We start from the raw sequence: 25970 nt of genomic DNA, 5'->3' as shown, positions 1-25970 counted from the left end.
GGATGGCGTGCACAAATCCAAATACCCGCAACGGCCGACCGGACAGCGCGCGTTTACCGGGCACTGCCCGGTGCCCGACCTTGCGACCCGCCAAGGTGGCGGGTACCAGCCGATATGCGGCCCTGTACCCGTCCCCTGGGATGACCGGCGACGAACGGATACCCAAATGCCAAACTATGCTTTCCCTGATACCTCCGAACAAGAGATGACCAGGGGATCACCGATCAATGAAGATTGCCATCTATAACGCCCAGCCCTACGAAAAAAAGTATTTCGACCGCTACAACCGCACTCTCGGGCACGAACTTCTCTATGTCGACACCCATCTCGATGCCACAACCCTGGCCCTGTGCAATCCCAGCCCGGTGATCTGCGTGTTTGTCAACGACCAGATTCAAAGGCCGCTACTGGAGCAAATGCGCGACCAGGGCGTCAGGATGATTGCGCTGCGCAGTTCCGGCTTCAACCATGTGGATATCCGCGCCGCAAATGAAATGGGCATTCTGGTGGCCAATGTGCCCGGCTACTCGCCATACGCTGTGGCGGAACATGCGGTAGCGCTGATCCTGTGCTTGATTCGCAAGGTGCTTCGGGCCCACGCGCGGGTGCACGAAGGTAATTTCTCTTTGAATGGCCTGATGGGATTCGACCTGCACGGCAAAACCGTAGGCGTGGTGGGCACCGGCCGGATCGGCTGTGTATTCGCGACCATAATGCGCGGCTTTGGCTGCGGGCTGCTGGGCACCGATCCGGTGGTTAACGAGAGATGCCTCGGCCTGGGCATGGAGTATGTGTCACTGGAAACCCTCTGCCGCCACTCGGATATCATCTCCCTGCACTGCCCACTGCTGCCGGACACCCGTCACCTGATCGATGACCACACCCTCTCGATGATGAAAAGCGGCGTTTGCCTGATCAATACTTGCCGCGGTGCAGTGATCGATACCCCTGCGGTCATTGGCGGGCTGAAATCGGGAAAAATCGGCTACCTGGGGCTGGATGTGTACGAGGAGGAGGAGAGCCTGTTCTTCGAGGATCACTCGGACACAGTGCTGAGCGACGACGTATTCGCCCGGCTGCTCACCTTCAACAACGTGTTGGTCACCGGCCACCAGGGTTATTTCACCCGGGAGGCGATTACTGATATCGCCAGAACCACCCTCGCCAATGTGGCGGAATTCGAGGAGACCGGCAGTTGCTCAAATCAGCTGATTGCACCCCTTGAACAGTAATTAGTGGTGACGGCCTGTTTAGGGTGGATGCGCTGTGCTTATCCACCTTACAGGTAAATCCCCTTCAACGCTCCCGGTTCTTGGCCTGATTCCAGAGTTGATCCAGTTCAGCGAGGGATGCGTCCGCCGGCCGGCGCCCTTGGGATTTCAGTTCCCTTTCCACGGCGTCGAAGCGGCGCTCGAATTTGCGGTTACAGTGGCGCAGCGCACTTTCCGGATCAACTTCCAGGTGGCGCGCAGCATTGACGCAGGAGAACAACAGATCCCCCAGCTCCTCCCGGCTGTGCTCGCGGTCACCGCTGCGGACCGCTTCGCGCAGTTCAGCGATCTCCTCCTCGATCTTGTCCAGCGCGCCGTCGATATCCGGCCAGTCGAACCCCACCCGCGCGGCGCGCTTTTGCAATTTGCCGGCACGGGTCAGTGCCGGCAGGCCGAGGGCGACTCCGTCCAGCGCACCCGCCTCTCCTTTGGCATGGCGCTCTTCCGCTTTGATAACCTCCCAATTTTGCTTTACCCGAGCCTCGTCAACCGCCACGCCGCAGTTATCGCTGTAAAGTTCCCCGCTGGGAAATACATGCGGGTGGCGACGCAGCAGTTTGCGCACCAGGGTGTCAGTGATACGGAAAAAATCGAAATGACCGGCTTCACTGCCGAGCTGGGCGTAGAAGATGACCTGGAACAGGAGGTCGCCGAGCTCCTCGTGCAGGTGTTCGAAATCCTGCGCCTCGATGGCCTCGGCCACCTCGTAGGCCTCCTCGATGGTGGAGGGGACTATGCTGGCAAAATCCTGCTTCAGGTCCCAGGGGCAGCCGCCTTCGGGATTGCGCAGTTGTTTCATCAAATACAGCAGGTCTTCGACGGTGTATTTTTCTTGCACGATATTTCCCTTGCGATAAATTTCGATCGCGGCCAACGGCCGGAATCCCCTCTCCCCAACCCCTCTCCCGCAAGCGGGAGAGGGGAGTTTTCGGAGCCGGAGCGCTAACGCATTCCGCGTTCCGCATTCATCACTAGTGCAGTATCCGCCGCCGCGCAGAAGCCACGTTGGGCAACTGGTTGATGCGGTGCAACACGCGGCTCAATTCCTCAAAGTTGCGGATCTCCGCGGTGAGCACCATATCCACCGTGTGCTTGTGCTTATTGGAGCGCGTCTGCATGGCGGTGATATTGATACGCTGGCTGTCGAGCATGGTGGTGATATCCCGCAATAGGCCGTGGCGATCATAGGCCTCGATCATGATTTCCACCGAATACACTTCCTTCGGCTTTTCCGCCCATTCCACCTGCAGTACCCGCTCGGACTCCTCGGACTGCATGCGCAGCATGTTGGCGCAATCCTTGCGGTGAATGGATACGCCCCGGCCCTGGGTGATGTAGCCCATGATGTCGTCGCCGGGGAGCGGGTTACAGCAGCGCGCGATGTGGGTCATCAGGTTGCCCACGCCATCAATGTACACATCCGCCTTGCCCTCGCCCCGGGCCACCGAGGCGGTGAGCGAGGGCAATTGCTCCACCCGGTCCACCCTGACCATGCGCTGGGCGGTGTTGAGCACCTGGCCCACACCGATATCCCCCGCACCCACCGCGGCGTAGAGGTCGTCCAGGGAGTGCATATTGAGCTTGCCGGCGAGCTTGTCGAAATCGAAATCGTTCAATGCCAGCTGCTTGAATTCCCCGTCGAGAATGCCGCGCCCATCGGCAATATTCTGGTCCCGCGCCTGCTGCTTGAACCAGTGGATCACCTTGGCGCGGGCGCGGGAAGTCGTGATGTAGCCCATGCCGGAAGAAAGCCAGTCGCGGCTGGGGGCCTCGCGCTTGCCGGTGAGGATCTCCACCTGGTTGGCGGTCTGCAGCTCGTGGTTGAGCGGCACTATGCGCCCGTCCACCTTGGCGCCCCGGCAGCGGTGGCCGATCTCGGTGTGGATTTTGTAGGCAAAATCCAGCGGCGTGGCGCCGCGGGGCAGGTCCACCACGTGGCCGTCCGGCGTGAACACGTAGATGCGCGTATCGATCTCGCTGGACTGCAGGTCGTCCTGCAGCGGATTGCCGCCCACCTCTTCGTGCCAGTCGAGGACCTGGCGCAGCCAGGAGATTTTCTGCTCGTAGCCGTCCTGTCCCTCCAACTGGCCGGATTTCCTGTCGGTGCCCTTGTAGCGCCAATGGGCACAGACGCCGTACTCCGCCTCCTCGTGCATGGCGAAGGTGCGGATCTGCACTTCCAATACCTTGCGATCCGGACCGATCACCGCGGTGTGCAGGGAGCGGTAGCCGTTTTCCTTGGGCGAGGCGATATAGTCGTCGAACTCGTTGGGGATGTTGCGCCACAGGTTGTGCGCTATGCCGAGCACCGCGTAGCAGTCGCGCACCGTGGGCACCAGGATACGCACCGCGCGGATATCGTATACCTGGGAGAAGCCAATATTCTTGCGGCGCATTTTGCGCCAGATACTATAGATGTGCTTTGCGCGGCCGTAGACCTCGCCGCGGATATCCGCCCGAGCCAGCTCGTTGCGCAAGAGCTCCAACACCTGGTCGATATACTTCTGCCGCGCCAGGCGCTTTTCGTCCAACAGGCGCGCTATCTGCTTGTAATCACTCGGTTCCAGGTAGCGGAACGAAAGATCTTCCAACTCCCATTTGATATGGCCGATCCCCAGGCGGTGGGCCAGCGGCGCGTAGACATCGGCCACTTCCCTCGCGACCCGCCGGCGCTTGACCGGGTCGGCATTCTTCGCCGCACGAATCGCGCAGGTGCGTTCGGACAGTTTGATCAGCGCCACGCGCACATCGTCTACCAGCGCCACCAGCATGCGGCGGATATTCTCCGAGTGCTCCTCAACCGCTGCGCTTTTGCCCTCGCCCCCGGTTTCAGCGCTGCGGCTGCGAATTGCGGCCATGCGCAGGACCCCGCGAATCAGCTTGGCCACCGTCTTGCCGAACTCCTCCTCGACGGTTTTCAGAGGCAGGCGCTTTTCCCGCACCGCGCGGTAGAGCACCGCGGCGCACAGCGCTTCGCTGTCAATCTGCAGGTCGGCGAGTATCTCGGCCATCTCCAGGCCGGTGCGGAAGCTGCTGGCACCTTCGGCCCAGATATTCTCCGCGGCGATCGCCCGCTTCTCGGCCTCGGCACTCAATTCCGCGGCCCGGCGCAGGGTGACCAACGCGCCGCCATCGAGCTTGGCCAGGGTCTGCACATGGCGCAGCCAGGACTCCAGGTCCAGCTCGCTGTCAGCGCCCAGGGAGTGGTGTTTTCTTACTTGAACCATCTAGTTGCCGAACCAGTTGCCGAACAAACCGGAAGACAGGTAGCGGTCCCCGCGGTCACAGATAATCGCCACTATGGTGGCGTTCTCCACTTCCGCAGACACCCGCAGGGCACCGGCCACGGCGCCGCCGGAGGAGACACCGCAGAAAATGCCCTCGACCCGGGCCAGTTTGCGGGTCATTTCCTCCGCTTCCCGCTGGCTGATATCCAGGGTCCGATCCACCTCCTCGGCGGCGAAGATGCTGGGCAGGTAAGCGGTCGGCCAGCGGCGGATGCCGGGAATACTGGAGCCTTCGGTGGGTCTCAGGCCGATAATCTGCACAGCGGGATTCTGCTGCTTGAGATAGCGGCCACAGCCCATGATAGTGCCGGTGGTGCCCATGGAGGAGACGAAGTGGGTGATATCACCGTTGGTCTGGCGCCAGATCTCCGGACCGGTGCCCTCAAAATGCGCCCTCGGATTGTCGTGGTTGGCGAACTGATCCAGCACCAGGCCGCGCCCTTCCGCCTGCATTTTCAGTGCCAGGTCGCGAGCGCCCTCCATGCCCTCCTCCGCGGTCACCAGGATCAGTTCGGCCCCGTAGGCGGCCATCGCCGCCTTGCGCTCGTCGGTGGCGCTCTCCGGCATGATCAGCACCATGCGGTAGCCCTTGATCGCCGCGGCCATGGCCAGGGCGATACCGGTGTTGCCGCTGGTGGCCTCAATCAATGTGTCCCCGGGCTTTATCCGGCCGCGGGCCTCGGCGTGCTGGATCATCGACAGGGCCGGTCGATCCTTGACCGAACCGGCCGGATTGTTCCCCTCCAATTTGAGCAGGATGGTGTTACTGGTTTCGCCCTGCAGGCGCTGTAGCCGAACCAGCGGCGTGTTGCCTACGCAGTCGGCGATTGTGGGATAATCCATGGGGATGCGCGTTCCAGATTCAAACCTCAACGGGAGACAATGATCAGTGATCGGTGATCAGTTATCAATGAACAGGGGCGAGACATTGATCATTGGTGATCAATCACTGATCATGGCGGCTGATAACAAATAACCGAAACTGACCACATGGTACAGGATCCGCCCCCCCGCCTGCGCTCACTGCGCGCGATCGTGTTCCGCTTTGCCCTGGCGCCGGCGCTGCTGCTGGCCTTGGTACTGGGCATACTGTTCAGCCTGCAGCAGCTTCACGAGCGCCGTCAGTTGCTGTTGAGCCACGGCCGCGCCAGCGCGGAGCAACTGGCATCGCTGATCCAGCTGAGCGGCAGCCAGCCGTCGGAACTGCGTAAGGAATGGCTGCACCAGAGCCTGCTGACGCTGATGCTGGAAAAGGACATGGTGCGCTCGGTGCACATCTACACCACCGATGCCGTCAAGGGAGCCCCCCTGAACGACGACAGCGGACTGCGGCTGCTGGCCAGCGTGGGCCCCCGACCACGCGCCACCGTCAGCGCCGCCGAGCTGCATGGCCGCGCGCCCTTTATCTACGAGAAATCCGGCAGCCTTCAGGTACTGCAGCCCCTGGAGGGCGATCCGCTCAGTTGCTGGCTGAGCATCGAATTGCACCGCCCCTACTTTATCGTCGGCACCTACCAGGTAGTGGTGGTACTGCTGCTGGGACTGATCGTTTGCACCCTGGCGGCGCTGATGTGGTCGGTGTTCCTGTCCGAACGCTTCGCCCGCTCCCTGGCACGGTTGCGGGAAACACTCTCGGCCATCGGTGACGGCCGTTTCGCCGCCCGCGCGGGCGAGAGCTACAGCCGCGAGCTGCACCAACTGGCGGAGCAGGTCAACGAGATGGCGGCGAACCTCGCCAACCACCAGCGGGATTACAAATCCAGCCTGCACCAGTCCATGGAAGACCTCCGGCAATCCCTGGACAGCATGGAAGAACAGAACATCGAGCTGGACCTGGCGCGCAAGAAAGCGCTGGAGGCCAGCCGGGTAAAATCAGCTTTTCTCGCCAATACCAGCCACGAAATCCGCACGCCGCTGAACGGCATCATCGGATTTACCAATCTGCTTTTGAAAACCGATGTGGACGAATTGCAGCAGGACTACCTGCAGACTATCCTGCGCTCGTCGGAAAGCCTGCTCACCACGATCAACGATATCCTGGACTTCTCGCGCATCGAGTCTGGCAAGCTGGTACTCGACCATATCCCCATGGACCTCGGGCAACTGCTGGAGGAAACCCTGCAGATACTCGCGCCCTTCGCCTATGAACACCAGTTGGAACTGGTACCACTGATCGACAACCAACTGCCCACTACGCTGATCGGCGACCCGCTGCGCATCAAGCAGATACTCACCAACCTGGTGGGCAGCGCGGTGCGCAGTTCCGAGAACGGCGATATCCCGGTGCGCATCAGTGTGCAGAGCGCCAGGGAATCGGAACTGATGGTGCGCATCAGCGTCACCGACCTCGGCAACCGCATCGACGAGCAGGGTCGCCGGGAACTGCGCCAACTGGTGGAGCACAACACCCAGCGGCACAGCCAGCAGATCAGCAGCAGCGGCCTGGGCCTGGCGATCGCGCGCAGCCTGATCCAGCGTATGCGCGGCAGTATCGGTATCGACGAAGTCGCCGGCAGGGGCTCGACCTTCTGGGTACACCTGCCCCTGCTGTTGGAGCGCAACCGCGCCGCGCCGATGCGCGAGCAGTTTCCGGGCGCCCGCCTGCTGGTCGCAGACCCCAACAATATGACCCGCATGCAGGTGGCGCAGCTGCTCAGGCACTGGCAGGTGGAAGCGGTGGAACTGGCGGAGACCAAAACCCTGCAGCCGGCAGTGGAGCAGATGTGGCGCCACGACTCGCAGCCGGATGCGGTGATCATCGACACCGCCATCGCCGGTGGCGATTTCGAACGGTTCGTGGGCACGGTGCAGCAACTGGTGGATACCTACCAGTGCCGGGTCATTTTACAGGGTTCGCCGGTGGAGCTGCGCCGCTGCTACGAACAGTTGCGCACCCGGGTGCTGACCTTCCTGCGCAAGCCGGTGACCCGCGACAACCTGCTGCGCGCCCTGCGCCGCGCCGCGCCGCAATCGGGCCAGGCGCCGCGTATTACCGGCAGCCAACCCACCCTGCCCTGGCCCGCCGCGCCGCGGGTGCTGGCGGTGGACGACCACAGAGCCAACCGACTGCTGGTAGGGGAGCTGCTGCGCGCCCAGGGCGTGGACGCCACCGTGGCAGCGAGCGGCGAAGAGGCATTACAACTCTGGCGACAGCGGGAATTCAATCTGATCTTTATGGATATCCAGATGCCGGATATGGACGGCATCGCCGCCACCCGGCGGATTCGCGAAGAGGAAAAAAGCCAGGGGAAGAGCGACAAGCGCATTCCGATCATCGCGCTTACCGCCCACGCCGGCGCCGAGGAAAAAGCCCGACTGCTCTCCGCGGGAATGGACGACTACCTCAGCAAGCCGGTCAGCGAGGCGCAGCTAAGCAATATGATCAAGCGCTGGATGAAAATCCTGGCACCGGCGATGCCCGCCCCGGGACGCGAGCGGAGCCCGCGGCCGGTGGACATCAGCGAGAGCCTGGGCCTCAGCAACAACAACGCCAAACTGGCCCGCGACATGCTGCAGATGCTGCTCGATGGGTTGATGGCCGACGAGCAGGAATTGAACTGCCTGCAGGCTGAGGGGGATCACAAGGGGTTGTTCGAGCTGGTACACCGTCTACACGGCGCCTGCTGTTATTGCGGTGTGCCGCGGCTGCGCGAGGCCACCGCGAAATTGCAGGAACAGCTGCGCCCGCTGCAGGAGGAGGAAGAGGCGGAGGTCGACGGACGGAGCCTGGAGGCCACAGCGCGGGAAATCCGTGCACTGCACGACTGGGGCCAGGAGCAGGACCTGGACACGTTGTTCGGCCTGGTGGCGAGGGAAGCGTAGGCGTAAGACTCTGTTTAGAATCTTGCGAAGAGTTCTCCAGGGCGGGCCTGCGGCCCGCTTGCCGAGCTGGGCTCGGCGCTCCCAGGCTAGCCGTTCTCGAAAACCACAAACGCCAGGGCAAAATCCTTTTCGTCGGACAGGGTCAGGTGAATCCTGGTCACTCCCATCCGCTGCGCGCGCGCCTGCGCCTCCCCGCTCAGGATCACCTGCGGCGCCTCACCCCGGCGGCGGCGCACTTCAATATGCTGCCAGGAAATGCCCGCGCCAATCCCGGTGCCCAGCGCCTTGCCCAGCGCCTCCTTGGCGGCGAAGCGCTTGCACAGGTAGGCGGCGCGGTTGGGGATCGCCAGTGCGGCAAAGGCCTCCCGCTCTCCCGGAGACAGCACCCGTTCCACGAAACGGTCGCCAAAGCGGCGCCAGGCGGCCTCGATGCGGGTCAGACTGCAGATATCCGTGCCGATACTAACGATCATCGTTTTTGTAGACCTGTTTGAACAATTCGCGGCTCTGCAGCGGCTTCTCCCCGAGCAGCGGCGCCAGCAACAGCCGGGTCAACCGCTTCGCCGGGGCCAGCAGCGCCCGGTCGAATTCACCACTGTGCCGGGCCCACTCCAGGGCCTGTAGATCCGCGCCGGAAAATTCACTCACAGCCTGCCGGCCGCCCTGCCGGAAAACCGGCACAAAGCCGGTTTCATTTTCCAGCCGGTAATTGCCGTCGGCAGTAACCGGTTCCTGGCTGTGGGCACAGTAATCCAGCTGGGGGCAGCTGCCGAGTTCGTATAACAGCTGCAGTTCGAAACGCCGCAAAGGCGATTCCAGCGGCTCAGCGCTTTCCCCAGCCACTCCCGCCAGCCCCTGCAACAGGGTCTGATAGCAGGCGAAAACCCCATACTGGGCCTCCCCCACCGCCAGCAGGCGCACCAGCAGCTCGTTGGCATAGAGCCCCGCGTACACTGCCCGCCCCTGGAGCCAGAGCGCGCTGCCGGCGCTCTCCACCGGGCCCAGGGTTTTCAGTTCGCCGCGGCCCAGCAGGGAGACGAGCAGCGGAGCAAAAGGCTGCAGCGACTGCCGCCGGCGCTGTTTGTCCCGCCGCGCGCCGCGGGCCACACAACCGATGCGGCCGAATTCCGGTGTGAGCAGCTCCAGAATCAGGCTGGAATCCCGGTAGGGTCGGGAGTGGAGGATATAGGCGGGTTGCATTCAGAAGACAGAGGACTGAGGACTTAAGGGTCTGTTTGAGATCTTCACAGACTCTCCCCTCACGCGGCCCTGAGAGCTTTGTGCAAGATTCCAAACAGGCTCTAAAATAAAATAGCCAGTGCGAGGAAATAAAGTCAGCATTTTTCTGTCCTCTGTCTTCCCTCACCTGTCATCTGAATATCCCAGGCTGCGCAGGGCGCGCTCGTCGTCGGACCAGCCGGATTTAACTTTCACCCAGAGATTAAGCATCACTTTGCTGTCGAACAGCCGCTCCATATCCTGGCGCGCCTGGCTGCCGATCTGTTTTATGCGCTCGCCCTTGTTGCCGATAATAATGCGTTTCTGCCCCGCGCGCTCCACCAGTATCGCGGCGCTGATATGCAGGGTACTGCCCTCCTGGGCGAACTCCTCCACTTCCACGGTGACCTGGTAGGGCACCTCGGCGCCCAGCTGGCGCATGATCTTCTCGCGCACGATTTCCGCGGCGAGAAAGCGCGAACTGCGGTCGGTGATCTGGTCCTCGGGGAAGAAGTGCCGGCCCTCCGGCAGGTGTTGCATGATCACTTTCTCCAGCGCGTCCAGGTTGGTGCCCCGCAGGGCGGAGATGGGCACAATTTCCGCCCGCGGATGCTGTTCCGCCAGGGCCAGCAGCTGCGGCAGCAGTTCGCCCTTGTCTTCCAACTGGTCCACCTTGTTGACGGCGATCACCAGCGGGGTCTTGAGGCCCCGCAGCCTGTCCGCCACCAGTTGGTCCCCCTCGGTCCAGCGGGTGCGCTCCACCACGAACACCACCACGTCCACATCCCGCGCGGCGCTCGCCGCGGCGCGGTTCATATAGCGGTTGATGGCCTTGTCCGCATCGGCGTGCAGGCCCGGAGTGTCGACAAAAATAATCTGGTTCTGCCCCTCGGTCTTGATCCCCAGCATATTGTGCCGGGTGGTCTGCGGCTTGCGCGAGGTGATCGCCAGTTTCTGCCCCAGCAGGTGGTTCAGCAGGGTGGACTTGCCCACGTTGGGGCGGCCGACGATGGCGACATAGCCGCAGCGGGAGGGTTGTTCGCTCAAAAAAAATTCTCCGAAAGGTTTTGCCTGGGTCTCTGATTCTAGAAACCTGCGGGGGCCCTGCTACCGGGGGGCTTCGCATCAAAGGCTTAGGCTCTACCCGGGTCCCGACAAAATTGTAGGATCAGTTTCGCCCGGTCAGGCGGTTATAGGCTTCGGTGGCCGCGACTTTTTCCGCCGCGCGGCGGCTGCCGGCCTCGCCGCGCACCGGTTTGTTCAGGCCGCTCACCTTGCACTCCACGACAAAGCGCTGGGCGTGCTCTGCGCCGGCAATATCCGCCACAGTGTACTCCGGCAGCGGGCGCCCGCGCGCCTGCAGCCATTCCTGCAGCTGTGTCTTGGGGTCCTTGGCGGTCTCCAGGGACAGGCTCTGCAGCCGCGGGGCGAACCAGGCCAGTACCCGCTCGCGCGCGGCTTCCAGGCCGGCGTCCAGGTAGATGGCACCGATCAGCGCCTCCACGGCGTCGGCGAGTATCGAGGCGCGGCGGTGGCCGCCGCTTTTCATCTCTCCCTCCCCGAGGCGCAGGCAATCGCCCAGCTCCATCTCCCGCGCCAGTTGCGCCAGGGTCTCCCCGCTCACCAACTGCGCGCGCAGGCGGCTGAGCTGGCCTTCGCGACCCTTGGGGAACTGTTCAAACAGGGCGGCACCGATGGTGAAGCCGAGAATGGAGTCGCCGAGGAATTCCAGCCGCTCGTTATTGCGGCTGCCGTGGGAGCGGTGGGTCAGCGCCAGTTCCAGCAGGTCCCGGCGCTCAAAGGTATGGCCGAGCCGCTTGCACAGGCGCTCGAGTGAAAGGTCAGTCACGTTTACTGAATTGCTCCAGGTCTACCAGCGGCTTGCAGCAGAGTTCCGGCTTGGCTGTGTTGAGCTGCTTGTCGAATCTCATCACTACATCGATGTTGTAGATCAACGGCTGGCGCAATTCGTAGTCGATACTCACCAGCATACTGTCGGCGCCGCGAACAATCTTTACGGCCTTGGTGGGTTCACCGCGCACGTTGTTGATCAGGAAAAAGCGATCCAGCTCTTTTTTGATTTCCCCCCGGCTCATGTCCCTGAGCTCAGCGTTTTCCGCCAGCTTCCGGAGCCCCTCGTCAACGTAGTAGGCGTCGATATAGGCCGGCCCCATTTTCGATACACAGGTCAGGATAAAGCCGAATACCGCCACCACAAGCAGCCAGCCCCAGTAACTCATACCGCGCTGGTTGCGAAGGGAAGAAAAGTCATACCCACCCATGGATTTGCCCTCGATTTTTATTGTCGGTTTTTACTCGATGCTGCCCACCCGGTTAAAGCTGGGCAGGCTCAGCAGTTTGTCCCAGTGCATCCAGATGGCAAAGGCCTTGCCCACCACGTCGCGCTCCGGCACGAAACCCCAGGCGCGGCCGTCCAGGCTGTTGTCGCGGTTGTCGCCTATCATGAGGTAGTGCCCTTCCGGCACCACGCCGTGATAGTTGCTGTAGGGGCTGGCGGGAATGCGCTTGGCCATCAGGTGGCGGCGGCCATAGATCTCCTCCCACAGCACTTCCAGCTCCGGGTCGCCCGGTGGCAGCGCCTGAATCAATTCCTGGGGTGCGCGTTCGCCATTGATGTACAGCACATTGTTTTCGATACGAACTTTATCCCCCGGCAGCCCGATCACCCGCTTGATAAAGTAGGTGTCGTTCATATGCGGCGGGAAGAATACCATCACATCGCCCCGCTCCGGCTCGCCGATATCCACCACCTTGGTGCGTGATACCGGCAGGCGCAGGCCGTAGGCGTATTTGTTCACCAGGATAAAATCCCCGATCTCCAGGGTGGGCCACATGGACGCCGAGGGGATCTGGAAGGGCTCCACCAGGAAGGAGCGCAGCACAAAGACGATCGCCAGCACCGGGAAGAAGGACTTGGCATACTCCACCACTACCGGTTCCGCGGCGGCCTGGCCCTTGCCCTCGCCCCGCTTCTGCTTGCGGCGACGGGCCAGAAACAGGCTGTCAAACAGCCAGATAGCACCAGTGATGACCACCAGCCAGAGCAGGATAAGTGGAAAATTAATATCCATATCGGTCTCAAATAATCAATTAACAACGATCAATTAACAGTAAACAGGAATCCATGACCAGAAAATTGATCATTGATTAATTGTTTACTGGTCATTGATCCACCTTCAGCACCGCCAGGAACGCCTCCTGCGGCACCTCCACGCGACCCAATTGCTTCATGCGCCGCTTGCCCGCTTTCTGCTTTTCCAGCAGCTTTTTCTTGCGCGTGACGTCGCCGCCATAACACTTGGCGGTGACGTTCTTGCGCAGCGCCTTGACCGTGGTGCGGGCGACCACCTGGCCGCCGATCGCCGCCTGGATGGCCACGTCGAACATCTGTCGCGGGATCAGCTCTTTCATCTTCTCCGCCATGGCGCGGCCCTTCTGCTGGGCGTGCTCCCGGTGCACGATCAGCGCCAGGGCATCCACCCGGTCGCCGTTGATCAGGATATCCAGTCGCACCAGTTTTGCCGGGTCGAAGCGCACAAAATTGTAATCCAGCGACGCGAAGCCACGGCTCACGGATTTGAGGCGGTCGAAAAAGTCCATTACCACCTCGCTCATGGGCAGCTCGTAGCGCAGCGACACCTGGCTGCCCGCATACTGCATGTCCTTCTGCAGCCCGCGCTTCTCCACACACAGGGTGATCACGTTGCCCAGATGCTCCTGGGGCACCAGGATATTGGCCTCGACGATGGGCTCGCGCATCTCGGCGATATTGCCCGGGTCCGGCAGTCGCGAGGGGTTGTCCACCGAGATGACCTCACCGTCGGTCATTTCCACCTCGTACACCACCGTGGGCGCGGTTGTAATCAGGTCCAGGTCGTATTCCCGCTCCAGGCGCTCCTGGATGATTTCCATGTGCAGCATGCCGAGGAAACCACAACGGAAACCGAAGCCCAGGGCATCGGAAGTCTCCGGTTCGTAGAACAGCGAGGCGTCGTTCAGGGACAGCTTGTCCAGCGCATCGCGGAACGCCTCGTAGTCGTCGGAGCTGACCGGGAAGAGGCCCGCGTAAACCTGCGGCTTGACCTTCTGGAAGCCCGGCAGCATGGATACTTCCTCGGCACCCTTGGCGTGGGTCAGGGTATCGCCCACCGGCGCGCCGTGAATATCCTTGATCCCGGCCACCACAAAGCCCACCTCGCCGGCGCGCAGCACGCCGGTCTCTTTGCGTTTGGGGGTAAACACGCCCACGCTGTCCACCACATGGGCGCGACCGATGGACTTGGTGACAATTTTATCCTTGCTGCGCAGTGTGCCCTGCATCACCCGCACCAGGGATACCACACCCAGGTAGCTGTCGAACCAGGAATCGATGATCAGCGCCTGCAGTGGCGCGTCCACATCCCCCTGCGGCGGCGGCACCAGGCGCACCAGATCCTCCAGCACGTCCTCCACTCCCAGGCCGGACTTGGCGCTGCAGCGGGTGGCCTCGGTGGCGTCGAGGCCAATGATGTCCTCGATCTCCTCCGCCACCCGGTCCGGATCCGCCTGGGGCAGGTCCGTCTTGTTCAGCACTGGGATCACCTCCAGGCCTTGCTCGATGGCGGTGTAGCAGTTGGCTACTGATTGCGCCTCCACCCCCTGGGCGGCGTCCACCACCAGCAGTGCGCCCTCGCAGGCCGCCAGGGAGCGGGACACTTCGTAGGAGAAGTCCACATGCCCCGGGGTGTCGATAAAGTTCAGCTGGTAGGTTTTGCCGTCCCGCGCGGTGTAGTCCAGGGTCACGCTCTGGGCTTTGATCGTGATGCCCCGCTCCCGCTCCAGATCCATGGAATCCAGGACCTGTTCGGCCATCTCGCGGTCGGTGAGGCCGCCGCAGACCTGGATAAAGCGGTCCGCCAGGGTGGATTTGCCGTGGTCGATATGGGCAATGATGGAGAAATTGCGGATACGGGAGAGATCTGAGGCCACAGGAAAGTAGAAATCCTTGCAAAATCAATTTGTTAGCCAGCATCGGAGCCGGCAGCGTGGCGCAAGTCTATCAGAAGTAGTAGTTAGTGGTGAGTGGTTGGTGGCCAGTGGTGGATGAAATAACGCAGGTCCATCTGCTCATCACCACTCACTGGCCACTCATCAATGATCACTCATCAATCTGGATGGTGCGGAAGGTCGGCTGACCTGCGCGGAAGAAGCGTATTGGCAGCAGTTCGCCCCCGGGCAGCTCCTTGACCACCTTGTCGTAGTCTTCCATGTTCTCCACCTCATCGAATCCCAACTGGGCCACAATGTCGCCGCTGCGCAGCCCCGCCTTGGCGCCGGGCTTGCCCGGCACCACCTGCTTGACCAGGACGCCGGTGTCCACGCCCCAGCGCTGCTTGAGAGTATCGGGAATCTCGCTGGTCACAAGGCCGAGGCGACCGCCCACATCGGGGGAGGGGGCTGAGGAGGTCTGCTGGACTTCCTCGGCCCCTTCCAGCGCACCCACCTTGACCCGTACTTTCTTGCGCTCGCCTTCGCGCATCAGTTCCACCGACACTTCTCTGCCGGGGGGAGTCTGTCCCACGATGTGGGGCAGGTCGCCAAACACAACGATCTTCTGGCCGTCGAAGCGGGTGATGATATCGCCCACACGAATGCCTGCCTCCGCCGCCGGCGAACCGGCCTCCACCTGCGCCACCAGGGCGCCCCTCGGCTTGCCGAGCCCCATGGCCGTGGCTAGGTTGCGGTCCACATCCTGGATACCCACGCCCAGCCGGCCGCGGTCCACCCGGCCCTTCTCCCTGAGCTGCGCCACTACGTCGCGAGCCAGGCTGGAGGGGATGGCAAACGACAGGCCGATGGAGCCGCCGCTGCGAGTGTAGATCTGGGAGTTGATGCCCACCACCTGACCGTCCATGTTAAACAGCGGCCCACCGGAATTGCCGGGGTTGATGGCCACGTCGGTCTGGATGAAGGGCACGTAGTTCTCGCGGCTCTCATTGGGGATGCTGCGGCCCATGGCGCTGATAATACCGGCACTGGCGGAGTAGTCGAGACCGAAGGGAGAGCCGATGGCAACCACCCACTCACCCACTTTCAGGTCGTCCGAATCCCCCCAGCCGACCGTTGGCAGGTCTTCGGCGTCGATCTTCAGCAGTGCCAGGTCGGAGCGCTGGTCAGTACCGATGACTTTGGCTTCGTACTCCCGGCGGTCAGTCAGGGTCACGACCACTTCGTCCGCGCCGTCCACGACGTGGTTGTTGGTCACCACATAGCCGTCTTTGGAGATAATGAAACCGGAACCCATGCTCGCCACCGGGCGCTGCTCGCGGCGGCGAGGTTCGAGCAGGTGCCGGAAGATATCCGGAATCTCCTGCTGGTACTGGGGCGGCAGGCCGCCGCCATTCACACGGCTGCGTTCCATGGTGTTTATCTTCACCACCGCCGGGGAGTTCTGTTCGATCAGACTGGTCAGTTCCGGCAGCTCCCGGGCACAGGCGGACGCCGATATCAAGAGGCAGAGAGTCAACAAAAACTGCGTACAGCGTGTAACCATAAGTTTGTTACCCCTAATTATCCCTTCTAATATGCAATGAGTGTGTTCAGGATACCGCCCCGCGAGGATTGCGCCCAGAAGTTATATGGGCAATGGGGCGGCGTTCAACAAACAGTTAGTGGCGATTTCGCCGCAAAAGTTCTCTGCCCAGTGTAAAACAATGTTAAGGGAAGCCATGGCCCCACTGCGCCCCCGCACCGAACGCGGCCACTTCTGCCACCCCCGACTGCAGTACGGGCGCTCCGAACTGGGCGCCCCACTGCTCTACTTTCCCGCCCAGAGCGGCAATCCCCACGGCATGGTAATGGCCGGCACCCACGGAGACGAAGTGGCGGCAGTAGTCGCTCTGTCCTGCGCCCTCCGCGCCTTGCCATCGGGACAACTGCGCCACCACGTGATATTGGCGGTGAACCCGGACGGCTGCCAGCTGGGGCTTCGCGCCAACGCCCGCGGGGTGGACCTGAACCGCAACTTTGCCACCGGCAATTGGCAGGGAATGGAGAGTGTCTATCGCTGGAACAGCGTCGCGGAAGAGCGCGATGTGCGCCTGAGTACCGGCAGCGAGGCGGGTTCGGAAGCGGAGACCCAGGCGCTGTGTCAGTTGATCGACCAGTTGCAGCCGGCCTGGATAGTGACTATCCACGAGCCGCTGGCCTGCGTGGAGGATCCGGAGGGCAGTGCCCTGGGGCAGTGGCTGGCGAGTCGGATGCAGCTGCCCCTGGTGGAGAATGTGGGCTACCCGACTCCCGGCTCCTTCAGCAACTGGTGCGACGAACGCAAACTGCCCTGCATCACCCTGGAATTCCCCCCGGTTTCCGCCGATGCGGCCAGCGAGGACTATCTCGACGTCCTCGTTCAACTGCTGAGTAGGAAGGAGTAGATCAGATTCCGGGGAAGGGCGAGGCCGGTCACGCCGGAGCAGCTTCGGCGCGGCGGCCCCAGGAGGGGAAGCCGCCGTGAGGGCGGTAAAAGGCTCGCCTGTGTCATTCAACTGGCCAGCGGTAGCCCGCCGTCCAGCACCTCGTCGGGAGATTGATGCTGTTCGGCGGTCCGGGACGCACTGGCGCCCGCGAGCCGGCTTCCCAGCTTGCGCAACCACTCGAAAACCAGCAGGCAAAGCGCCACTGCGCTCAGGGAGGCCAGCAATCCCAGTGACCCCAACGCCGCCCTCTCGGCGTGAAAGGTCCATACCAACTGGCCCACACAGAGCAGCGCCACGATCAGCAGGGTCAGCTTGCGGTCGATCAACGCCACAATAAACACTCCCAGCGGCGCCCCCAGTATCACCACCGGGGCGGCGGCCAGCCAGTTACCGTAGACCTCCGGGTGCCAACCACCGCCAACACTCTTTACTACCACGCCGACAACGGAGTTAAAGGCCATAATCACCACCGAGGTGGGAATAGCGATCTTCAGGTCCACTCGGCATAGCAGAACCAGCGCGGCGTAAATCACCATATCGATCCCCACCCCGGTCACCGACACCGCCGTGGCTCCCGCCACAGCCCCCAGGGCAAAGCCGATCCGGAAGTCCCGTCGCGGCTGCAAACCACCGCTGCCGGAGTGGGCGGTGATCTCGCGAAGGCGATACAGGTGCAAAATACCAAAGCTACCCCAGACCACCGCAAAGACCAGCTTGATCCACAGCTCCGGTACTAGCGGGGCGATCAACTGAATCCCCAGGGGAGTGCCCAGCAGGGATCCGAGCATGGCGCCTTTGAGCATATTGCCGGCCAATGGCTGGCGCCTGGCAAGCAGGAAAAAACTCGCGCTCACCATACCGATCGCCTGCACCGCAAAGCTGAAATCCCGCCCCAGGCTCGCCGGGGTGTCGAACAGGAGCACCAGCACCGGGAAGCCCACCGTGCCGCCACCCATAGGCGTAGACCCCGCGGCGTAACTGCCCAGCGCCATGGCCAGCGCCATCGGCCAGTGCTCCTTTGTCATCTGCCAGTTGTCGAGGCCAAATACCAGGAATGCCCAGACTGCGTAGAAGGCTGCCAGCCAGACCATCCATAGCAGGATTCCCCTTGTCGGGACTCGAGAGGACCTGCGCAGGGGAGTTCGATCGTCACCAGGCGGACGCGAAAAATTTACATGAAAATCCGTAGCTTTCATCATTTACTATCCATATTCAGTTTCGCGGTGTCGCCACAACCCGATAACTTTCCGGAACCATAAATACACCGTGTATCGCCTTTGTATGGCCACTTCCCTCTGGAGGGGAGGAAAATTTGAAGTGGTATACCAAGTGAGCGCACAGCAGGAACATTTGCATACGCCCCAGATGCTCACCGATACAACGTCGCGCACCCAGGCCAAAAGGAAAAAACTTGTTTTGCAGGTCTTTCCGCAACTTGCCTTCGGCATCAAGAAATCTTCCGGGGTCGAAGGCATGAGGGTTTTCCCATACTGAGGGATCTCTGGCAATACTGTAGTAATTAACCATCACCGGAGTATTTTTTTCGATAAAGTAACCATTGACATTGGTATCTCTCGTGGTTCGGTAGTAAACCGCTGGCAATGGGGTGATCGGAGCATGTCGCAGCACTTCGTTCAGAAAAGCCTGCATATAGGGCATCTTGCTCCGATCAGACATCATCGGTGCAGTACAGAGCACCGCGTCCACCTCCCGATGCAATTCGGCCTGTATATCGGGATGCTTGACCAAGTAGAGCAGTACCCAGCGCAAAGCAAAAGTGGGCACTCCTGTTCCCGCCCCTGCAACCTGCGTCAGGGATCCATTGACGATATCCTGATCATACAACTGGAAAGTCGCACGTTCCTCAGCGGAAAGCTCAGATCCCGCGTGCAACAAATGATCGCACATATCCCGCATAACATTGGGAGTATAAGATTCGCGATGCTCATCGACGTTCTTGGCAATATAGCCACTAAGGCCATTGATTCCATTCTTGAAGCCTTCCAGAGAGCTCTTGCGAAAAAAGTAAAATATCAACCTCCACATCCTGGATAAACGCCCCAGGCTGGTTGCGTTCATGAATCCACTGGGGATCAGAGTCACACCATTTTCATGGAATGCCTGTTTATCTTCCTCGCTACATCTACGACCAAAAATTGTTCTCTGGATAAAGCTCAAGTTGGCTAGAGCAAGGCAACGGTTGGGATCGAATGGATTTCCATTCTTTTGGGTTATCGACTGAACAAGGCTAGCCGCCTCGTCCTGCAACCAGCCCTCCACCTCACTCCATCGTCCGGAAAAGTAGGTATGCATAACCTCTACAAAGATCTCTCTGTGCTTTTTCCAGAAACTTCCGCTTTTCAACTCCACAAAATGACACTGAGGAGCTTGCTTTAGGATCTCAAAATCCGCTCGATCATCAAAAACCCCTTCTTGGGCAACCAGAGCCCCCCAGACGGTTTTCAGACCACTAAGTACAACCAGATCCCCGCCCTTGATCCTCAGTCGAAAAACGTCACCATATCTATCCGCCAATTCACTGAGCTCAAGATGCATGCTCTCATTCATGAAGGGTGACAAATTCTTCCAGGATATTCTAGGCGGCCCCGGAGGAGGAGCCTTTATGGAACCAGCTGTTCCGCCACCCAAAACCCCATCGAATGCGATCTCTTCTCTGAGTTTATTGTACATTTACAGTGCTCCCTATGGGATTTCAGTCTAGTTGACCATGGATAGCCCGTCACCAGAAATCATTCTCGGTGAAAACTCGCTGTCTACAAACCAATTACTGGGAAACTTTTCCGTTATTCTCATAACCGGATTCCCCTGGGAAAAAACCCTGTAAGTACGGTACAAAAGCGTTTCGTCCTCACTAATATCAAAGTACCTTGCTGAATCTCCGGCTATATCTTCACCCCACTCCATTAGACTCTTATAGGTTTCAACTCGAAATAAATCCCAAATTTTTCCTATCGGAGCCTCGGTATTTAGAAGAGTTTCAGAAAACTTCTCGTCTAAGTTATCTAAGGCGATGAGAGAATCCGCATAGAGACAATTGATACCGGAGGCTTTTCCTTGCAAGGTTACCGTGCGCCGCCAAAGACGCTGACCTGAGCAAAGCTCCAGTTCCGGAATATCGAAAGATGCCCTGTTGACTTCCTCGAAAATTTTGTTTACACATAAATCCTCGCCAAGAATTCCTTCGAGGAGATTTGTCATAGTGCCGTCGGAGCCAAGCAGAATACGTTGAAAAGCACTCAGACTGCTCTCGTTACCGGCGCGATCGCTTCTCCCACGGAAAGCATTGTCAGACAGTATGATCATGGCGACCTCACTACGGCGGATAAATAATACAAAAAGGAAACTCCCGACTTATAGCTATATTGCCGGCTCCACGCTACTGCTCGACATAACTCTGACCTTAAAGCTCGGAATGCGAGGCAATATCCTGCAGAGGAGTGCACTGGTCTCCAGATAGGCTATACGTCTCCAAGAACTTATATTTGGGAAATCCAAAAGAAATTCCCTGGCCTTCTCTGGCATGCTATGGGCTCCGGTAAGCCGGTATTGGGCAGCAAACTGTGGGCCATGGAGAAGCTTGATTCTCAGCTTTGGATCTTCCATTAGAGAAGGTATCTCTGGCATACAGCCAACTAGCTCAGCTATCGAATCCATATAGTGACAATAGTTGACCAATGAGGCGACTTTTGGAGTAATACTGTACTCGGAGCGCCAATGTTCGGCATCTTGTCGAATAACCTGTCTCTGCTCCTGTAAAGATGGCAGATTAGTTCTATTACTATACAACTGAGCCAGATAGCGGGATTGCATTTCCGCAATCGCTGGAATTCCACCTTGCTGGGGACGGACAAAGCCAATAAATGCCAGGGATTCCCCAATTTCAGGGATAAACATCTGCTTGAAAAGATCTCGCATGTCCGAGATCTGTTTGTTCAGAAAAGGAAATTCAAGTTTATATCCAGAGCAAAATACCACCGCATCGATTTCCTCTCTGGTTCCATCCTTGAAGATTACACCACCTTCGTCGAACCTCTTGATTCCACCGATATTGGGAATCACCTTGCCATCGGCAATAGGCTTGAAAAGCCTTTCGTTTTTAGTCACGGCTTGATGAAAAGAAGGGCCTGACTTCATCAACCACTGGCCACGAATCCTTAGATCCGGGTTTCGACTGTTAACATAACGCTTGAAAATTCCTTTGGTGATGCCAGCATGAAACCTGTGCGGAAGCCGGTTCACAATCCTTGAAGTCAGCCAGGAAGTATCTATCGTGAAATAGGTGTCTTCCTGAAAGGCCATATATCGTGGTGCCACAGCGTGATACCGTCGCAAAGAAAGAATACATTTTTTTGCAACACTGGATATTTCCGAAGTGATATCTGCAGAACTTTCGCCCATTCCCACGCAAAGAACCCGCTTCCCTTCATAAAGGTTCTTATCGCGATAGTACTTGGAATGGACAACAGTGCCCTTGAAATCATCCAGACCTTCAATTTCCGGTATTTTTGGACTTTGAAAATGCCCGGAACATACGACTACAGCATCGAACTTGAGTCTTTCCATATCTCCGCCACAAGATACCTCAACCTCCCAGGAATTAGCATCTGGCGATTTATTAACCGAAACTACCTCTGTACTATATTTTATTTTCTCCTCAAGATTGAACTTCTCCACATAGGACATCAGGTATTTTCGATACTCCGCCTTTGACCAGAATTTCAGGCGTTCGTTACTCGGAACATCATCTGAATAAGCCATAAAATAATTTGATATGGTAAGGTGCAGATCATCATAGATCTCATTCCTTGAAAATACTCCTCCGAGGTTATCCAGGCGCTCAAAGCAAATCACTTTATGTCCTTCATCCGTCAGCTGCTTAATGGCTGCAATCCCAGACAGCCCTGCACCTATAACAGCCACATGCTTTTTCATGGCATATCTCCTAAAATTAAATATCCTTTGAACAGAAAGCGATCACATTAAATATACTACTGCCTAGCAAACTTGGTGATCTCGATATAAACCTGTTCACTAAAAATTCATACACCAAAATACTAATGCAACTTGCAGACACGATGATTGTACAATTACGACAGGACCAGCCTACCTGAAGAATCAAATGTCAGACCATAAAAATCACAACCGTATATAATCACTCATTCCTATCGTATTATTATTTGTACCTTTTACCCTTGGCAGGACGTCGGACAGGCGCAGACCCATCAATCAGGGATGAAAGGTATTCGTGAGCCATATCACCAAAAACGTCACACATTTGTGTGCTCACGTCTACAGCTGCCTGAAAATGCACACCAGCCCAAACCCGGCTCTGACCGCAATCGGACACAAAATCCGTCCAGGTGTCAAAACGTAAGATAGTGTCTTCGGCAGGAGTGATACCCGGCTCAACATGAGAAGATCCCGCTGCTTTTGAAAATTCCCAATTAAGTACATCTGTTCCCAAGTAACGGCGAGCCGCCTGGGCATGTGCAGCACAGAAGCAAGTGGATGCCGATGGATACTCCGGATGATCCGCTTCCTCCAAATAGGACTTCCACTGGTTTGCCGGCAACCGAATAGTGCCTCTTCCCGGTCCGCCCCATGCGCTAACCCATTCATCGCCATAGAGGTAACGAATTGCACTGAATGGACGCACAGCGTCATAGCGCCGCTTTTCCTGCCATATAACGATACCTGCGTCGTGGGCCGCCATACTGATGAGAAAATCCAGCTCTATCGTTTCCTGGAGGGATAAACCCCGTGATATGGCAGTGGATAGTGCCGAGAACCCTAAAGATTCAATTTTATTGTCAAAAAGCTCCGCTTTTAGCTTTCTCTCGTCGTTTAGGTCAGCAGATGCAGCCAATACTTCATCAGCCTGCTGCTTATAGGCTGGATAATTCCAGTGATTGCTCGCATACGGCGGTGGCATATTGAATCGCTGGGGGGCCTGGTAAGAATAGGGCTCAGTAAGGGCATACTGTGGTGTCACAAACTGCTGTATTTTGTACAACCCCATTCCCTTGCGCTGCAGATCAGGTTGCCAGCGCGAGGGGTCGAACAGCCTGTAGGCGCTATTGATCGGCCTATAGTTGGTATAATCCATGTATGGCATCGGATTGAATGCCCGCTCACTCTCGTCTCCCAGCTGGTTCATACCATCGCGTGCACGCCCCCGGACAACACCTAAGCCCGCGGCATTGCCAATCCCCACCGGGGTCGCCAGGTCAACGCTGTCATCATCCGGATCCAAACCTATATCGGTAAGCATTTTGCGCCAGACCGGAGTCCGCTGAGGCAACAGGCTACTCAATACCCGATAGGAGGCATACAAAATCGCAATATTGATATTGGTATTGGTTTCAGATTCTGATAGGGGGCGCCTGCCCAAACGGCTATAAACACCAACCGCCGTCGGATGATACGGTGCACTGGCATCGAACCAGGCATTTGACATCAATGTCGACATCCTGAGGATCAGGGTTGCATCACCCGCAGTCGATGAAACATCGCTCAGAATCACCGGCAGTAATGCCGGAACCGCAACTTCTATTACCGCATTACCATTTTTAAAGTCATAACTGGTCTCGCTTTCTGATGCAAAACTTTTTGTGAAGCATCCTATTACAATAACCATGGTGCAACACAATACCTTTGACACCCCTTTGTGAAATAACTTTCCCAAAACCGTCTCCTTCCTATATGAAACATAGTTAAAAAGTATATTTAGTACTTCTATATGTCAGACCACTTCGGCCAGTTCCGCAGGTGCGTATTGGGACTCAAGAACGGCTGATACGTCCTCGCTGAAACTGTGGATAGCCAACTGGGTATCCTCCCAACTTATACAGGCATCCGTGATGGATACGCCGTACCTTAGTCCTCCATTTTTTAATCCATCTATTGACTGTCGACCCTCGGACAAGTGACTTTCAAGCATAATTCCTGCCAAGGACCTGCCCCCTTCCCTAACCTGTTTCCCAATATTTTCAGCAACATCCAACTGACATTTGTAATTGCCCCCGGCATTGCCGTGGCTACAATCTACGACGATACTTCGATTCACCCCGGAAACTGCAAGTATTCTCTCAGCCTCTCGAATATAGTGATCTGTATAATTAGGTTGTCTCCCACCTCGCAGTATCAGATGGGCATCGACATTACCCCGGCTGCTGGTAACGGATATGTGTCCATTTTCATCAGCTCTCAGGAATTTATGAGGACTTGAAGCAGACTTCATTGCATTGGCGGCTATTTGGATATTGCCATCCGTTCCGTTTTTGAAGCCCACCGGTACAGAGAGGCCACTGGCCATTTCCCGATGAATCTGCGACTCAGTAGTTCGTGCACCAACTGCAACCCAACTGATTAAATCACCCAGGTACTGTGAAACTATCGGGTCCAGAGCCTCGGTCGCACAAGGAAGCTCCAGTTCTGCGAAAAATAACAGCAGCTCCCGGGCCCTACACAATCCTTTTTCAATTTCAAATGAGTTATCAAGTCCTGGATCGTTAATGAACCCTTTCCAACCAACCGTCGTTCTAGGTTTTTCAAAATAGGTACGCATCAAGATAAATAGACTGTCCTTGTGTTTTTCATGCAATTCTTTAAGTCTGCAGGCGTACTCCTGCGCAGATTTCATGTCATGAATAGAACAAGGCCCAGATATAACCAGAAGCCTGGGATCCTTTCTCTGAATGATACGCCTGACAGTATCCCGTGACCTTGCAAGAAATTCCCCGGCCTCTCGACCTGCCGGGTATATGGCTCGGAGCTGTGCAGGACTGACTATTCTGTCTTCTCGGAACACATTAGCACCATTTCTAGCCTTCAGTGAAACTGACATTTCTGAGCCTCATTCAATGCTGGTTATTTACTGGAACTTAAAACTTACCTTTCAACTGGATTTCCTGTTTGAGATTTAAGATTAGGAGAAGTACAACGGATCAGAATAGTAAAATTACGACAACTCAAGCAGCAAATATTGAAAGTTGCCTATTTATTTTTACTACATTATTACGCTTTAATAGAGTCAAATTTTTGAGCCCATATAGAGCACAAATTGTTAAGATTTAATGAGAACGCACAAAGACTGTGCAACAATTTATGAGTATTATTTCAGATTTATGAAGATGCACATGTTAGGTACAATTTACGCTTATTCACCATAAAATCTTGTTACTTTATCCCAATATTGGTGCACCTATCAGCGCAACAATTTAGGACAGAAGTACACAACTAGAGAAAAATGGAAGAACTTTCTACGTTCCACCCATAAGCAAGAGAAAATAACCTGGAGATCAGTCAGAAATTTATCCAAGAGTAAATCTGTTTGTTATATTTTTATAAGGAGACTAAAGCATGACAGAAATTTCAACCACACTTGCCACCATCTGCTTTGCCTTTGCAACTGGCATATTTACCGTTCTATCTCTGATTGAGAAGCCTGTATGGTCGTTGATACATAATCCATCCAGCAAAAATGCAGATGATAATATTGTTCGTTTGGTCCATGCTCAACTCAATCGACTTATCCATCTGCTCCCTCCCACTATGAAAGCAACCATGGGTGGAGGCGCCATATTCCTAACTATCCAGGGATGGCAGCGTGGATTTGATTGGCCATCGAATCTGGTTCTCGCAGTCTTTATCTTATGTATAGTCTATATAATTTCACACCTTGAGAAGCGTATCCGTGCTGTTGCAGATACACGCTCAGATACAGACGATATCCATAAAATACGCATTGGCCTGGGAGAACTTGCGGCACTGCACCATATTGGCCTGGCAACTACTGCCAGCCTTACGATATTGCAAATATTGGTCCTTGTAACCAAATAGAAAAACAGCGGCCACTGCAAAGCAGAGGCCGCTGC

The 25970-nt window shown here is 57.4% G+C and carries 21 protein-coding genes; 4 read left to right on the top strand and 17 right to left on the bottom strand.

Going from position 1 to position 25970, the window contains the following annotated elements; all coding sequences use genetic code 11:
* Positions 1-227 precede the first annotated feature (227 nt).
* A complete protein-coding gene (locus tag FHS09_RS05505) occupies positions 228-1232 on the top strand; it encodes a 2-hydroxyacid dehydrogenase (protein WP_183457559.1) in 1005 nt (334 codons plus the stop codon).
* Between the two features lie 64 nt (positions 1233-1296).
* On the opposite strand, the gene mazG is transcribed toward FHS09_RS05505, so the two are convergent.
* The 3 genes from mazG to cysM form a co-directional block, all read right to left on the bottom strand.
* On the bottom strand, positions 1297-2109 hold the full coding sequence (mazG, locus tag FHS09_RS05500; RefSeq protein WP_183457557.1) for a nucleoside triphosphate pyrophosphohydrolase: 813 nt from the start codon (positions 2107-2109) through the stop codon (positions 1297-1299).
* Between the two features lie 133 nt (positions 2110-2242).
* Complete coding sequence (gene relA, locus FHS09_RS05495) at positions 2243-4498, bottom strand: GTP diphosphokinase (RefSeq protein WP_183457555.1); 2256 nt, start codon at positions 4496-4498, stop codon at positions 2243-2245.
* Positions 4499-5401: a cysteine synthase CysM gene (cysM, locus tag FHS09_RS05490; protein ID WP_183457553.1), complete on the bottom strand. Its 903-nt coding sequence runs from the start codon at positions 5399-5401 to the stop codon at positions 4499-4501.
* A gap of 147 nt (positions 5402-5548) precedes the next feature.
* Here cysM and FHS09_RS05485 point away from each other — a divergent pair, with 147 nt between their 5' ends.
* Positions 5549-8380: a response regulator gene (locus FHS09_RS05485; RefSeq protein WP_183457551.1), complete on the top strand. Its 2832-nt coding sequence runs from the start codon at positions 5549-5551 to the stop codon at positions 8378-8380.
* Between the two features lie 86 nt (positions 8381-8466).
* Here the strand turns inward: FHS09_RS05485 and acpS are convergent, their stop codons facing one another.
* The 8 genes from acpS to FHS09_RS05445 form a co-directional block, all read right to left on the bottom strand.
* Positions 8467-8853: a holo-ACP synthase gene (gene acpS, locus FHS09_RS05480; protein WP_183457549.1), complete on the bottom strand. Its 387-nt coding sequence runs from the start codon at positions 8851-8853 to the stop codon at positions 8467-8469.
* Positions 8843-9580 carry a DNA repair protein RecO gene (gene recO / locus FHS09_RS05475; protein WP_183457547.1) on the bottom strand — a complete coding sequence of 246 codons (738 nt, stop codon included), beginning with the start codon at positions 9578-9580 and terminating at the stop codon, positions 8843-8845. The genes acpS and recO overlap by 11 nt, the downstream gene beginning before the upstream one ends.
* Positions 9581-9742: 162 nt before the next feature.
* Positions 9743-10645, bottom strand: a complete 903-nt coding sequence (gene era / locus FHS09_RS05470) for a GTPase Era (RefSeq protein WP_183457545.1) — start codon at positions 10643-10645, stop codon at positions 9743-9745.
* A gap of 121 nt (positions 10646-10766) precedes the next feature.
* On the bottom strand, positions 10767-11447 hold the full coding sequence (gene rnc, locus FHS09_RS05465; protein ID WP_183457543.1) for a ribonuclease III: 681 nt from the start codon (positions 11445-11447) through the stop codon (positions 10767-10769).
* Positions 11440-11838, bottom strand: coding sequence for a DUF4845 domain-containing protein (locus FHS09_RS05460; RefSeq protein WP_246394570.1), 399 nt, complete (start codon positions 11836-11838; stop codon positions 11440-11442). Before FHS09_RS05460 ends, rnc begins: the two co-directional genes overlap by 8 nt.
* 72 nt (positions 11839-11910) lie before the next feature.
* Positions 11911-12690 carry a signal peptidase I gene (gene lepB, locus FHS09_RS05455; RefSeq protein ID WP_183457539.1) on the bottom strand — a complete coding sequence of 260 codons (780 nt, stop codon included), beginning with the start codon at positions 12688-12690 and terminating at the stop codon, positions 11911-11913.
* Between the two features lie 91 nt (positions 12691-12781).
* Positions 12782-14587, bottom strand: coding sequence for a translation elongation factor 4 (lepA, locus tag FHS09_RS05450; RefSeq protein WP_183457537.1), 1806 nt, complete (start codon positions 14585-14587; stop codon positions 12782-12784).
* A 169-nt stretch (positions 14588-14756) separates the two neighbouring features.
* Positions 14757-16151, bottom strand: a complete 1395-nt coding sequence (locus FHS09_RS05445) for a DegQ family serine endoprotease (RefSeq protein ID WP_183457536.1) — start codon at positions 16149-16151, stop codon at positions 14757-14759.
* A gap of 175 nt (positions 16152-16326) precedes the next feature.
* On the opposite strand from FHS09_RS05445, the gene mpaA reads away from it, so the two are divergent.
* On the top strand, positions 16327-17031 hold the full coding sequence (mpaA, locus tag FHS09_RS05440) for a murein tripeptide amidase MpaA (protein ID WP_183457534.1): 705 nt from the start codon (positions 16327-16329) through the stop codon (positions 17029-17031).
* A 107-nt stretch (positions 17032-17138) separates the two neighbouring features.
* Here the strand turns inward: mpaA and FHS09_RS05435 are convergent, their stop codons facing one another.
* The 6 genes from FHS09_RS05435 to FHS09_RS05410 all read right to left on the bottom strand — a co-directional run bounded on the left by FHS09_RS05435 (position 17139) and on the right by FHS09_RS05410 (position 24940).
* Complete coding sequence (locus FHS09_RS05435; RefSeq protein ID WP_246394569.1) at positions 17139-18164, bottom strand: sulfite exporter TauE/SafE family protein; 1026 nt, start codon at positions 18162-18164, stop codon at positions 17139-17141.
* A gap of 121 nt (positions 18165-18285) precedes the next feature.
* Positions 18286-19764 (bottom strand): cytochrome P450, encoded by a 1479-nt coding sequence (locus FHS09_RS05430; protein WP_183457532.1) that lies wholly within the window; start codon positions 19762-19764, stop codon positions 18286-18288.
* Between the two features lie 27 nt (positions 19765-19791).
* The gene (locus FHS09_RS05425; protein ID WP_183457530.1) at positions 19792-20397 is read right to left on the bottom strand and encodes a chorismate--pyruvate lyase family protein; all 606 of its coding nucleotides are present in this window, start codon (positions 20395-20397) and stop codon (positions 19792-19794) included.
* A 54-nt stretch (positions 20398-20451) separates the two neighbouring features.
* Positions 20452-22026: an NAD(P)-binding domain-containing protein gene (locus tag FHS09_RS05420; RefSeq protein ID WP_183457528.1), complete on the bottom strand. Its 1575-nt coding sequence runs from the start codon at positions 22024-22026 to the stop codon at positions 20452-20454.
* Positions 22027-22267: 241 nt separating this feature from the next.
* On the bottom strand, positions 22268-23779 hold the full coding sequence (locus FHS09_RS05415; protein ID WP_183457526.1) for a vanadium-dependent haloperoxidase: 1512 nt from the start codon (positions 23777-23779) through the stop codon (positions 22268-22270).
* A gap of 57 nt (positions 23780-23836) precedes the next feature.
* Positions 23837-24940 carry a 3-deoxy-7-phosphoheptulonate synthase gene (locus FHS09_RS05410; RefSeq protein ID WP_183457524.1) on the bottom strand — a complete coding sequence of 368 codons (1104 nt, stop codon included), beginning with the start codon at positions 24938-24940 and terminating at the stop codon, positions 23837-23839.
* A 515-nt stretch (positions 24941-25455) separates the two neighbouring features.
* Here FHS09_RS05410 and FHS09_RS05405 point away from each other — a divergent pair.
* Complete coding sequence (locus tag FHS09_RS05405) at positions 25456-25935, top strand: hypothetical protein (protein ID WP_183457522.1); 480 nt, start codon at positions 25456-25458, stop codon at positions 25933-25935.
* The last annotated feature ends 35 nt before the right edge of the window (positions 25936-25970 follow it).

The organism is Microbulbifer rhizosphaerae (assembly GCF_014191725.1).
Classification (GTDB): Bacteria; Pseudomonadota; Gammaproteobacteria; order Pseudomonadales; family Cellvibrionaceae; genus Microbulbifer; species Microbulbifer rhizosphaerae.
Note: the sequence above shows the minus strand (reverse complement) of the source record. Positions and strands in the feature narration are given on the sequence as shown.

Coding starts and splice junctions, on each gene's coding strand:
- relA (WP_183457555.1), bottom strand. CDS start 4,498: ATGGTTCAAGTAAGAAAACACCACTCCCTGGGCGCTGACAGCGAGCTG.
- cysM (WP_183457553.1), bottom strand. CDS start 5,401: ATGGATTATCCCACAATCGCCGACTGCGTAGGCAACACGCCGCTGGTT.
- FHS09_RS05445 (WP_183457536.1), bottom strand. CDS start 16,151: ATGGTTACACGCTGTACGCAGTTTTTGTTGACTCTCTGCCTCTTGATA.
- FHS09_RS05460 (WP_246394570.1), bottom strand. CDS start 11,838: ATGAGTTACTGGGGCTGGCTGCTTGTGGTGGCGGTATTCGGCTTTATC.
- FHS09_RS05410 (WP_183457524.1), bottom strand. CDS start 24,940: ATGTCAGTTTCACTGAAGGCTAGAAATGGTGCTAATGTGTTCCGAGAA.
- FHS09_RS05405 (WP_183457522.1), top strand. CDS start 25,456: ATGACAGAAATTTCAACCACACTTGCCACCATCTGCTTTGCCTTTGCA.
- FHS09_RS05430 (WP_183457532.1), bottom strand. CDS start 19,764: ATGTACAATAAACTCAGAGAAGAGATCGCATTCGATGGGGTTTTGGGT.
- FHS09_RS05435 (WP_246394569.1), bottom strand. CDS start 18,164: ATGGTCTGGCTGGCAGCCTTCTACGCAGTCTGGGCATTCCTGGTATTT.
- recO (WP_183457547.1), bottom strand. CDS start 9,580: ATGCAACCCGCCTATATCCTCCACTCCCGACCCTACCGGGATTCCAGC.
- FHS09_RS05485 (WP_183457551.1), top strand. CDS start 5,549: ATGGTACAGGATCCGCCCCCCCGCCTGCGCTCACTGCGCGCGATCGTG.
- lepB (WP_183457539.1), bottom strand. CDS start 12,690: ATGGATATTAATTTTCCACTTATCCTGCTCTGGCTGGTGGTCATCACT.
- FHS09_RS05505 (WP_183457559.1), top strand. CDS start 228: ATGAAGATTGCCATCTATAACGCCCAGCCCTACGAAAAAAAGTATTTC.
- mpaA (WP_183457534.1), top strand. CDS start 16,327: ATGGCCCCACTGCGCCCCCGCACCGAACGCGGCCACTTCTGCCACCCC.
- acpS (WP_183457549.1), bottom strand. CDS start 8,853: ATGATCGTTAGTATCGGCACGGATATCTGCAGTCTGACCCGCATCGAG.
- FHS09_RS05420 (WP_183457528.1), bottom strand. CDS start 22,026: ATGAAAAAGCATGTGGCTGTTATAGGTGCAGGGCTGTCTGGGATTGCA.
- FHS09_RS05425 (WP_183457530.1), bottom strand. CDS start 20,397: ATGATCATACTGTCTGACAATGCTTTCCGTGGGAGAAGCGATCGCGCC.